This window comes from Bacteroides sp. D2, assembly GCF_025147085.1.
Taxonomy (GTDB): Bacteria; Bacteroidota; Bacteroidia; order Bacteroidales; family Bacteroidaceae; genus Bacteroides.
Genome location: NZ_CP102261.1, coordinates 488,751 through 501,500, shown reverse-complemented (window position 1 = coordinate 501,500; position 12,750 = coordinate 488,751). Strand labels below are relative to the sequence as shown.

Genomic DNA, 12,750 nt, shown 5'->3' with positions numbered 1-12,750 from the left:
CATTATGAAAAGAATAAAACAATATAAATTTTTTGCCGTTGCTTTCGCCATTTTGGCACTAGCATCGTGTAATTATGAAGAGATTAACACCAATCCCTTCGAGATGACTGACGGAGAAGGTGTTATGGATGGTATCGTTGTGGGAGGATACATCACGGCTATGCAGAAATCTGTGTTTCCTACTGGAACGCAGGCTGATGATACAGGTCCGGTTAATGCATATCAAACCGCATACAATCTGTCTGCTGATGCATGGAGCGGCTATATTGGAATAAACAACACTTTTGAGGGAGGGAATTGTCACCTGAATTACGTGATAGTCAATAGCTGGGTTTCAACAACTTTTTCTAACTCCTATACTAATTTGCTTGACCCTTGGAAGAAGCTGACAGCTTCAGCCAAAGAGAATGATACTCCTGAAATAGCTGCTTTGGCGCAGATCCTGAAGATTTCAGGATGGCATAAAGTGCTGGAAAGCTTCGGCCCGATTCCCTATACGGCTGCCGGAAAGGGGGCTATAGACGTTCCTTTCGACTCGGAAGAAACGGTTTATACGGAAATGCTCAAGGATCTGGCAGGAGCGGTAGAGGTGTTGACTCCGAAAGCGGTAAACAACGTAAAGGTGATGTCAGATTATGACTTGGTATTCAACGGTGATGTAACCAAATGGGTGAAATATGCCAACTCGCTGATGCTTCGTCTGGCAATACGTCTTCGTAGCGTTAAACCGGAATTGGCAAAACAGTATGCCAAACAAGCTGTAGAACATTCCATCGGTGTGATGACCGAAGCTGGTGATGCAGCTGGTGCTGGCCCGGGCCCGGTAATCGCTCTTCGTAACCCGTTGTACTGGATAGCTGATAATTACAATGATGCACGTGTAGGTACATCCATACTCGCTTACTTGATGGGATATAAAGATCCTCGTCTGAGCGCATATTGCGAGCCTGCCAATAGCCAATGTACGGTTGCAGTAACAGCTTTTGATAATAATAAGTATCAAGGTGTTCCTCTTGGTCATACTAATACTCGTTCGAAGGATACAGATCCAACGGATAGCTACTACTTTTATTCCAAACCGAAAATTCAGGGAAATACTCCGCTGTACTGGATGCGTGCATCCGAAGTGTACTTCTTGCGTGCTGAAGCTGCCTTGTTTTGGGGTACGGAATACGGAAAAGGTGATCCCGAAACACTTTACAAACAAGGTATAGAAACTTCATTCCAGGAAAACGGTGCGACAGGTTCCGTAGATACCTATATGGCTTCCGGCAACAAGCCTGCTGCCAATAAAGTCACCAGTAGCAAGTTTGGTTTCGACTATCAAGCTCCCAGCCAAGCTACCGCCAAGTTTGAAGGAACCCAGGAACAGAAACTGGAGAAGATTATCATTCAGAAGTACATTGCTCTGTACCCTAACGGTCAGGAGGCATGGACGGAATTCAGACGTACCGGTTATCCCAAATTGAATCCTATTATATCAGGAGGAAATCACAATTCAACTCAGATCACTGCAGCCAGAGGTATGCGTCGTATGACTTACCCGAACAGCTTCAATGGAACGGGTCAATCTCATGAGATTTATCTAGATGCAGTGCAAAAACTTGGTGGAGTAGACAATGCTGCAACCGATTTGTGGTGGGCTAAGAAAAACTAATAATCGTACGGACTTTTTCCATATGAAAAACTTTAAACTAAAACAAAATCTTGATACATAAATAAATATGAAAGCATTAAGAAAACTATTATATTTCCTTTCTCTGGCAGGGTTGATGACAACAACCTCCTGTACTGATGTGGAGAATATGGAAGTGGAGCATATCGGAGGCTATAACACGCTGGGTGATGGTGAATATTATGCCAACTTGCGTGCCTATAAGGCAACCGCTTGGAACTACGGACGTCCCGTAGCTTTTGGATGGTACTCCAACTGGTCTCCTGCCGGAGCTTATCGAAGAGGATATCTGACCTCCATGCCAGATAGTATGGACATTGTTTCTATGTGGAGTGGTGCTCCCGGACGCTACGAGATTACTCCCGAACAGAAAGCAGATAAAGAATTTGTGCAAAAAGTGAAAGGTACGAAGTTGTTGCAAGTGAGTCTACTTTCGTATATCGGTAAAGGAGCAACTCCGGGATCGGTATATGCTGATGCGGAAAAGCAGGCAGAGGCAGAAGGTTGGACTGATAAACAATTAGAAGAAGCTAAAAAGCAAGCTCGCTGGAAATACTGGGGATTTGAAGGTCAATTCGAAAGTGAAAATCACTATCAATGTCTGGCTAAGTTTGCCAAGGCCCTCTGTGACTCTCTATACGCAAACGAATGGGACGGTTACGATGTTGACTGGGAAATTGGAAGCGGTGTATTCGATATGGACGGAACATTGAGTGCTAATAAACATTTGATTTATTTGGTCAAGGAGATGAATAATTACATTGGTCCGAAGAGCGACCCAGAAGGCAAAGGACATAAGATGATTTGTATTGATGGTAGTATCGGTGGTCTTACCAGAGAATTGGATGAGTATGTCGATTATTGGATTATACAGAGTTATGGTTCTTCCAGACCTGGTCTTGAAGGTTATGGAGTTGATCCTAAGAAAATAATTTGCACAGAAAATTTCGAAGCCTACGCTCCTACCGGTGGAGGACTGTTGAGTCAGGCTGCTACTATGCCATCAAAAGGCTATAAAGGCGGAGTGGGGGCTTATCGCTTCGAAAAAGACTATGACAATACACCTGATTACAAGTTTATGCGTCAGGCTATTCAGATAAACCAGCAGGTTTTCAATGAATGGAAAGCTAAACAAAATGAGGCAGAAAATAAGCCGCAAGAATAGGTCAATTTGTAAATTAGTAAAACTGAAGAATTATGAATAAACATATATTCAATTATTTGATATTAGGAGGTATAGCACTGCTGCTGGGTGCTTGCAACGACAGTGAAAGTAAGCTGCTGGAACCTAAGGTTTATTTCGAAAGTAAGGAATATAATCTCTCTGTGGAAGATGATGATGTACTGACTTTTGACTTGACCTCAAGACTTTCTACCATGACCTCTTCGCAGGTTGATGTATCGTATACCATAGCTGATCCAAGCGTAGTGGACGAATACAATGCGAAGTATGGAACAGTTTACGAGATGTTTGATGCATCAAACGTAAAAATGAGTAGTACAACTTCAGCAATCCCAAGTGGAAAGTTGTATGCGGATAACGTAAAAATGGAGCTTTCTAGTTTGAAAACATTGAAAGAGGGAAAATCGTATGTTTTGCCAGTGCGTGTACAGTCGGCTTCTGTTCCGACTCTTTCCGGGACAAGCATTGCATATTTCTTTCTCTCTAAACCGATAAAGATTACCAAGGTTGGAAAATTTAGTAATACGTACATTTCAATCAAATATCCGGTCGGAACTTATTTCTCATCATTCACTTACGAAGCGCTGATTTATGTCAATAGCTTTGCTAGTAACAATACAATTATGGGAACTGAAGGTGTGATGATTTTCCGTATTGGTGATGCACCTGGTGTTCCTAAAGATGTTTTGGAAGCTGCAGGAACACAGAACTATCATACTACGGAAGCGTTGAAGACAGGCCGTTGGTATCATGTAGCTTTGACTTACGATCAACCTTCGGGAAAAACGGTTATTTATGTCAATGGTTCGAAATGGGCTGGATCAGATTGGGGTCTTCCTGGTTTCGATCCGAATTCGGATGTCGGTTTCAATATCGGTAGGATTCCGAAATTCCCATGGGGAGAACGTCCGTTGAATGGTAAGATGAGTGAAGTCCGTGTTTGGAGTGTAGCTCGTACTGAAAATCAGCTTAAGCAGAATATGCTGGGCGTTGATCCGGCATCGGATGGTCTGGTACTCTATTATAAACTGGACGGATCAGAAACTCAAGAAGGTGGAGTCATTAAAGACGCTACCGGTCGTTTAAACGGTACAACTAGTGGGGTAACAATTGAAACATTGCCAACTCCGATAGCTATTAATTAACGACAAACATCAGTTTATGAAATAATAACCGATTTGAATCAATCAGCATAAAATAATAGCTGAACTTGAATAAACTAGGATTAGTTTTTTAGGTAAAAAAGAGAAGGGAACCTGCGAATCAAGTAATACTTATTCGCAGGTTTTTCATTTTTAATTCAACCGCCTTGCTTATATCATAATGTCAAGGAGATTCCGTTTGACTTTCCGAATTGGTCTAAAAAAGAACAAAATTGTCCGATAAAAGGAGTGAAGGAGACAAACTCAATATTTTTATTTATGTTTGTTTCATGAAGAAGTTACTATTTATCCTGTTTATATCTTTTGTGTCTATCGGATTAGCTCATTCACAGTTTGCTATCCGGCAGCAGGTTGCTACTCCAAGAGCGGCAGACTCACTGGATATTTCTTTTTATTCTCAAAAGAAAGGATTGCGGGCAGCAACGATGACATTCGGCATTAACATGGGAGTATGGGCATTCGATCGCTATATTCGGAAAGCAGATTTTGCCTATATTGACTTTCATACAATTAAAGACAATATCAAGCACGGTTTCGTTTGGGATAATGATGCAATGGGAACAAACATGTTTATGCATCCTTATCATGGCAGTTTGTATTTTAATTCGGCCCGGTCAAATGGATATAATTATTGGCAATCCGGGTTATATGCTTTTGGAGGAAGTTTTATGTGGGAGATGTTCATGGAAAACGAATATCCATCTACCAATGATATTATAGCAACACCAATTGGGGGGATGGCGTTGGGAGAAGTGTTCTACCGTGCGTCCGACTTAATCCTTGATGACAGGAAAACAGGAGCCTCCCGTTTCGGGTTAGAGTTTGCTTCGTTTGTCGTTTCTCCTATGCGTGGACTCACTCGTATTATAAATGGAGATGCATGGAGAAAGCGTTCCACTTCCGGTAAGCAATTCGGAGTGCCCGATGTCAGTGTTGATATTTCCGCAGGAGTGAGAGCACTTGAGTTGCAAGATGAAATCTTCGATAAAGGAGTTGGGTTTGCATCCGAGATTGATGTAGAGTATGGAGATCGTTTTGATGCGGATAATAGAAGACCTTATGATTATTTCTCCGTAAGAGCAAAGTTGAACATACAAGCTTCACAACCAGTGTTGGGACAATTCAATATCGTTGGTCGTCTTGCGGGTAAGGAGTTAGTTGATAACCGGAAACATTATTTGAGTCTGGGGCTTTATCAGCATTTTGATTATTATGATTCGGATACAATATCCAGTGTGTCGGCTAAAACTCCTTATAAATTTTGTACACCAGCCTCTTTTGGAGGTGGACTGATTTATAAAAGAAAAACTGGAAAGCGTTGGGACATAGATGGATATGCTCATCTCAATGCCATCCTTCTGGGCGGTGCACTTAGTGACTATTATAGGGTGGAGGAGCGTAATTATAATCTGGCAAGCGGCTATAGTACAAAAGTAGGCTTTAATTTAATCTATAAGAAAGATAAGTTCTCGATATCTACTACTTATGATGTCTACCACATGTTCACTTGGAAAGGCTATCCACAAGATATGGATTGGGAACATTATAACTCAAAAACGCTGAATGCACAGGGAGATCGTTCAATGGCAATTCTTCATGCAACAGGGCTGCGGTTGGATATCAAACTGCGAAAAGGATTGTATCTCACCGGAGATTATATGAATTATACCCGTCATACGCGGTATAAACATTATGAGAATGTTTTTTCCAGTACCTCAGAAGGAAGATTAATGCTGACGTGCAAATTATAATCAAGGCATTTCTTTTCCTCTTTATAAGAAAAGGTATTTTAGCCAAATTTAAATTTTCTCTAAAAAGTTTTATTATTATAAGTAAAATGCATTCCTTTGCAACATTTAATACTTATGGATATACTGGCGAATGGCTCAAATCAACTTCAACTCGATATATACTGCTTATTATAGGAAAGCCTTCCTATTTACCTTGTCCTATGTCCATAATGACTTAGTAGCAGAAGATATTGTTTCGGAAGCCATTATCCATTTATGGGAACTAAGTAAAGAACGGGAAATCCCAAGTGTTGAAGCGATCTTAATTACTTATATTCGCAGCAAATCACTCAATTACCTGAAACATATACAAGCACAGGAGAATGTTTTTCAAACTTTGCTTGATAAGGGACAGCGTGAATTGGAAATTCGTATATCAACATTGGAAGCCTGTGACCCGAAGGAAATATTATCAGAGGAATTACGGGCAAAAGTGCATGCATTATTGGAGAGTATGCCGGAAAAAACTCGTACTGCTTTCATCCGCGATCGCCTGGATGGAAAATCCCATAAAGAAATAGCCGAAGAACTGGGCATTAGTGTAAAAGGAGTAGAATATCATATTAGCAGAGCAGTTAAAATACTGCGTGATAATCTAAAAGATTATGCTCCATTCCTTTTCTTTTTCATCTGAAAAGAAGGAAAATACCTCCTTGCTTGCTATTTTTTTAAGCAATAACAAAAAAAATCACATATCTTACTAGGGAATCTCTTTAGTGAGTGGTATTCTTAATGAAAGGGGAATAATACCTCTATTCTCATTACTCATAAATTATTTATTGTATGGATAAGGAATTACTATTAAAATATATTGCAGGCAAGGCATCCCAAAAGGAAAAGGAAGACGTTGCTACATGGATTGATGCAGATGCAGCCAATCTTAAAGAATTCATTTCTCTTCGTAAGAGTTATGATGCATTCATTTGGCAAGACACAGGCGTATTCTCAAAGAAGACAAAAAAGACAATTTCATTGCATCCTGTTACACAACGAATCTTGCGGATTGCGGCAGTGTTTGTTGTAGCTTTCGGATTAAGTTATGCAATGATACAGGTTCTCCAAAAAGAGGATCTAGAAATGCAGACTGTTTATGTGCCAGCCGGACAACGTACATTGGTGACACTTGCTGACGGAACTACAGTATGGGTAAATGGAAAAAGTACATTGACTTTCCCGAGCTATTTTTCTTCCCGTACACGTACTGTGGAACTTGATGGAGAAGCCTATTTTGATGTCCGGAAAAATCCGGAAAAACAGTTTATAGTCTCTACCGCTCACCAGTCTGCCATAAAAGTTCTGGGTACAAAATTCAATGTAAAGGCATACAAAGAAGCAGATGAGGTAATTACTACTTTAGTTGAAGGAAAAGTTAATTTTGAATTTAACAACGCTAGTCAGCAACCGCAGTATATTGTGATGGCTCCGGGACAGAAGCTGGTCTATTATTCCCAGAATGGAAAGACGGAACTTTACACAACCTCCGGTGAGAGAGAACTTTCATGGAAGGATGGCAAAATCATTTTCCGGCAGACTTCCTTGCGGGATGCACTGGATATCTTGGCAGATAGATACAATGCCGAATTTGTCATACAGGAGAATGTACCGCATGACGACTCGTTCTCCGGAACATTTACCAACCGGAATCTGGAACAGGTGCTTAACTTTATCAGTGCCTCTTCGAAAGTTCGTTGGCGTTATCTGAATAATAACGCAGATGCCGGTAAAGAGAAAATAAAGATAGAGATATTTATTTAGTACTAAAAGATAAAAACCTTAATTCCCAAAAACTTATTGCCATGAAAAACAAAGATCCCTAGCAACCAAAAAAATACGGGATGATATTGGCCGTATCTTCCCGTATGAGCTTCAGTAATTGTGAACCTACTTGTTTCCCGACAAGTATAACTACCAATTTTCTAATTAAACTCGTTACAAATTTATGCAAAATTATTGTATCGTCCAATTTCTTGGAGGATTAAAGTCTCTTAGACGAACCTTAAAGGAAATATCATTGGCTATGAAATTACTATTTATACTCCTAATTTGTTCAGCCGGACTAGCGTATGCATCAGATGGATATGCGCAAAAAACTTCTATTACTTTACGAGTAAACGATTGTACTATAGAAGAAGTGCTGCACAAGATTGAACGTGAATCCGGATTCAGCTTTTTTATAAATAGCAAGAATCTTAACCTTAATCGCCGGGTATCGGTTTCAGCTTCCGAAAAGAATATTTTTCAGGTGTTGGAACAGGTCTTTGCAGGTACAAATGTCGAATATAAAATATTGGATAATAAGATTGTACTGACGGCTAAAGAAATGAAAGTAACTCAACAAAAAACAAAACCGGTGACAGGTACGGTAAAAGATAGGCATGGCGAACCGCTTATCGGGGTTTCTATTATGGAGAAAGGAACCACTAGCGGAACAGTGACCGATCTTGACGGAAACTATACATTGAGCACACAGACTGCCAGCCCAGTATTGGTATTCTCATATGTGGGTTATCAGAAAAAGGAATTGCCAGTCTCCGGCCCGATATTGAATGTTACCTTGGAAGATGATTCCCAGGTGTTGAATGAAGTGGTGGTTACCGCTCTCGGTATCCGTAAAGAGGCGAAAGCACTGTCTTATAATGTTCAAGAAGTATCTGCCAGTGAGATTGTGGGAGTCAAGGATGCCAATTTTGTAAATAGCTTGTCCGGTAAGATAGCAGGTGTTGTCATCAATTCCAGTTCATCCGGTATCGGTGGTGGAGCTAAGGTGGTGATGCGTGGTGCGAAATCTCTTTCCGGAAATAATAACGCCCTGTATGTAATCGATGGTATTCCAATGCCTTCGCTGGAAACAACGCAACCGGACGATTTCATGACCGGTATGGGCCAATCCGGTGACGGTGCTTCCATGATTAATCCCGAAGATATTGAAACCATGTCTGTGTTGAGTGGTGCTGCCGCTTCCGCACTCTATGGTAGTGATGCCGCCAACGGTGTAATTATGATTACCACAAAGAAAGGTTCGAAAGATAAACTTCGTGTCAATTATGCGAATAATACTTCCTTCTTCAATCCATTTGTGACTCCGGAGTTTCAAAACACTTATGGTGCGACTACAGGAGAAATAAGAAGTTGGGGACAAAAATTGGGACAAGCCAGCAGTTACGACCCGTTGGATTTCTATCAGACCGGCTGGAACGAAACCAACTCTTTGACCATCAGCAATGGCAATGAGAAGAACCAGATATTCCTTTCTATGGCTGCTACCAATGCAGCAGGTATTGTTCCGAACAACACGCTGGATCGTTATAATTTTACCATCCGCAATACGACTAGCATGCTCAATGATCGTTTGCGTCTCGATCTAAGTGCAAGTTATATGAATGTACGTGAACAGAATATGGTATCACAGGGACAATATTTCAATCCGATTGTTCCTATCTATCTGATGTCACCGAGCTATAGTTTGGAAATGCTTCAACAGTTTGAAATGTACAATGAAGCCCGTAACTTCAAAACACAATATTGGCCTTGGGGTAATCAGGGTATCGCCATGCAGAATCCCTATTGGATTGTCAACCGCGACAATTTTATCAATCACAAGAACCGTTTCCTTATGAGCGGAGGTTTGAGCTTTGAAATCATGAAAGGCATTACATTAGGTGCACGCGCCAAGATGGATTATACATCGGCTTTGTACGAAAAGAAATATGCTGCATCTACCGATAATATTTTCTGCCAGAAATTCGGGGGATATTATAAAGGTGATGCGTCCACTCGTCAGCTTTATGGTGATGTGATGCTGAATATCGACAAATACTTCGGGGATTTCTCACTGACCGCTACGCTGGGTACCAGTATTCAGGATGTCAACTACCAGTATTACGATGTGGGAGGTAGTTTGAATTCTGTGGCAGACGGATTCACAATGCTCAACCTGATGCAGTCTGCCGTGAAATTCCAGCAAGATGGTTATCACGATCAGACGCAATCCATCTTCGCTACAGCACAGTTGGGCTGGAAGAGCAAACTCTATTTGGACGTAACGGGGCGTGTCGACTGGTCGTCTGCTTTGGCATGGACCGATACGAAGTCAGTTGCTTACCCATCGGTAGGTGTTTCTGCTATTTTGACGGAGTTACTGCCCATCAAGAATGATGTACTTACTTTCTTGAAGGTACGCGCTTCCTATAGTGAGGTGGGTAATGCTCCTACACGCTACATTGCTTATCAGACTTATCCATACGAGTCGGCTTCTCCTGTCACAGCTACCACATATCCCAATACGGATATTAAACCGGAGCGTACCAAGGCCTGGGAAGTTGGTTTACAGTCTCATCTTTGGAATGATAAATTGGAATTGAACGTTTCTCTCTATAAGACGTCTACCTACAACCAGTTGTTCAACCCATCAATTTCCGCTTCTTCCGGTTATTCTTCTATTTATATCAATGGCGGACAAGTGGATAACAAGGGTATCGAAGCAAGCCTGACATTAAACCAGCCCCTCGGACCGGTAAAATGGAACTCTACCTTTACTTATACCATCAATCGCAATAAGATTAAAAAACTGTTGAAACCGACTACTTTATCAAGTGGAGAAGTTGTCAAACAGGATATGATGGATTTGGGCGGATTGGAAATTGTGAATTCGCGTCTCTTTGAAGGTGGCTCTATTGGTGACTTGTATGTGACTGCACTTCGCACCGACTCCCATGGATATATTGACGTAGACTATGTCAACAATACAGTAGCTATAGACAACAAGGCGGGCGAACGCCAGGACGGATGGATTTATGCCGGTAACTCGCAAGCTAAGTATATGATGGGATGGCGCAACTCATTCTCATGGAAGGGTTTGACATTGAGCTGTCTGGTTAATGCACGTATTGGTGGTATTGTTGTCTCACAGACACAGGCGATGATGGATGCTTACGGTGTTTCCACAGCTACTGCTGAGGCACGCGACTTGGGCTATGTGCTGATTGACGGTTATAAAGTACCCGCTGTACAGAAGTATTATAGTACTGTAGGAAGTGGCGTCGGCTCTATGTATGTTTATAGTGCGACAAACGTTCGCCTTGCAGAGTTGTCTCTCGGTTATAATATCCCTGTTCAGAAGTGGGTTCCTTGGATACAGGGCATGAATGTAGCCTTCACGGGACGTAACCTGCTAATGTTCTATTGCAAAGCTCCTTTCGACCCTGAACTGACGGCAAGTACAGGCACGCATTTCAGCGGAATGGACTACTTTATGTTGCCGAGCTTACGCAATTTAGGTTTCTCTGTTAAACTCAATTTCTAAAGAATCGATAAGATGAAACATATATTAAAATGCATGAAAGTGTTCAATGGTGTGTTGCTTGCCGGAGGCTTGTTGTTTACCGCTTGTACCGACCATTATGAAAGTTGGAATATCAATCCGAATGAAGTAACTCCCGAGCAGATGGAACGCGATAATCTCCTGACGGGAGCCTATTTCACGCAGATGGAAAGAGGTATTTTCGTAGTAGGTAAAGACAAAGGTGGCTTGTTTGAGGAGACTCAAATGCTGACCGGTGATATTTTTGCCAGCTACTGTGCTCCTATTAAAACATGGAACTATGCCGGAGAGCAGGACAACGATTGTTACAAACTCTATCCGCAGTGGTACAACTCTCCGTTTAGCACCGCTTATACAGAGGTGATGCAGCCATGGCGGAAAGTCGTGGATTGTACTAGTGGAACATCCCCCGCACGCGCTATGGCTACTATTGTCAAGGTGTTCGGTATGAGTCGTATTACAGATAAGTATGGTCCCATCCCTTATTCAAAGTTTGGTACCGGCATTCAAGTAGCCTACGATAGCCAAAAGGATGTATATTATCGTTTCTTTGAAGAATTGTCAAATGCCATTGAGGTGCTCACCAGCTACAACAGTCGTACTTCCGAGCCTTACTTGGAAGACTATGACTATATTTACAATGGTAATGTGGCGAATTGGATAAAGTTTGCCAATACCCTCCGTCTTCGCCTGGCGATGCGTATTTCTTATGTAGATCAGACAAAGGCAGAGACTGAAGCTAAAGCAGCAATAGACCATAGTATCGGGCTGATGACTTCCGTTAGTGATAATGCAGTTCTAAAACAGTCTGTATCGTTCTCTTTCATCAATGAATGGTGGGAAGCATATGAAAGTTTCAATGATTTTCGAATGAGTGCCACTATGGATTGCTATTTGAAAGGCTTACAGGATCCACGTTTGGCTGCTTACTTCAAAGTTGCTAAGAAAGATGGCGAATATCACGGAGTCCGTAACGGGCAAACCAGTCGTAGTCAGGGCACTTTGTCTGAAGTAGCGTCTAGTATGAATGTAGGACAGGCTAGCTCTATCCTCTGGATGGATGCCGCTGAAACATATTTCCTTTTGGCTGAAGCTAAACTGCGTTTAAACTTGGGAGATAAAACAGTGAAGGAATATTACGAAGAAGGTGTGAAGACCTCTTTTTCTTCCAAAGGTGCTTCCGGTGCGGAGAGTTATCTTGATAATGATGTGAATGTACCATCAATTTCATTCATTGATCCGACAAACGGACGTAATACCGATGTGAGTCGTATGGTTTCTAATTTGACCGTGAAGTGGGATGAATCGGTTTCTGATGATAAGAAACTCGAGCGCATTATGGTGCAGAAATGGATTGCTCTTTTCCCGGACGGGCAAGAAGCGTGGAGCGAGATGCGGCGTACTGGTTATCCCGGCATTGTGACTATCAACACAAATGCTTCCGGTGGAGAAGTTGCCACTGGAGAGCTCATCAGCCGTTTGAAGTTCCCTACGAAGGAATATTCTGACAATGGCGAGAACACACAAGCTGCTGTTTCCCTGTTGAACGGTACGGACATTGCCGGCACACGTCTTTGGTGGGATGTGAAAAGGTAATCAGATATATAATGTAGAACAAT

At 41.7% G+C, this 12,750-nt stretch carries 8 protein-coding genes; all 8 read left to right on the top strand.

Annotated elements, in window-relative coordinates:
- Window positions 1–4: 4 nt before the first annotated feature.
- Window positions 5–1,657, top strand: coding sequence for a SusD/RagB family nutrient-binding outer membrane lipoprotein (locus tag NQ505_RS01825; RefSeq protein WP_008997918.1), 1,653 nt, complete (start codon window positions 5–7; stop codon window positions 1,655–1,657).
- A 67-nt stretch (window positions 1,658–1,724) separates the two neighbouring features.
- Window positions 1,725–2,840, top strand: a complete 1,116-nt coding sequence (locus NQ505_RS01820; RefSeq protein ID WP_008997917.1) for a glycoside hydrolase family 18 — start codon at window positions 1,725–1,727, stop codon at window positions 2,838–2,840.
- Window positions 2,841–2,869: 29 nt separating this feature from the next.
- Window positions 2,870–4,003: a DUF1735 and LamG domain-containing protein gene (locus tag NQ505_RS01815; RefSeq protein WP_083852298.1), complete on the top strand. Its 1,134-nt coding sequence runs from the start codon at window positions 2,870–2,872 to the stop codon at window positions 4,001–4,003.
- A 287-nt stretch (window positions 4,004–4,290) separates the two neighbouring features.
- Entirely contained in the window at window positions 4,291–5,772 is a 1,482-nt protein-coding gene (locus NQ505_RS01810) for a DUF3943 domain-containing protein (RefSeq protein WP_032853288.1), read from the top strand.
- Window positions 5,773–5,902: 130 nt separating this feature from the next.
- Window positions 5,903–6,445, top strand: coding sequence for an RNA polymerase sigma-70 factor (locus NQ505_RS01805; RefSeq protein ID WP_008997914.1), 543 nt, complete (start codon window positions 5,903–5,905; stop codon window positions 6,443–6,445).
- A gap of 149 nt (window positions 6,446–6,594) precedes the next feature.
- Window positions 6,595–7,566, top strand: coding sequence for a FecR family protein (locus NQ505_RS01800; RefSeq protein ID WP_008997913.1), 972 nt, complete (start codon window positions 6,595–6,597; stop codon window positions 7,564–7,566).
- Between the two features lie 184 nt (window positions 7,567–7,750).
- The gene (locus tag NQ505_RS01795; protein ID WP_008997912.1) at window positions 7,751–11,113 is read left to right on the top strand and encodes a SusC/RagA family TonB-linked outer membrane protein; all 3,363 of its coding nucleotides are present in this window, start codon (window positions 7,751–7,753) and stop codon (window positions 11,111–11,113) included.
- Between the two features lie 12 nt (window positions 11,114–11,125).
- Window positions 11,126–12,727, top strand: coding sequence for a SusD/RagB family nutrient-binding outer membrane lipoprotein (locus NQ505_RS01790; RefSeq protein ID WP_008997911.1), 1,602 nt, complete (start codon window positions 11,126–11,128; stop codon window positions 12,725–12,727).
- Window positions 12,728–12,750 lie beyond the last annotated feature (23 nt).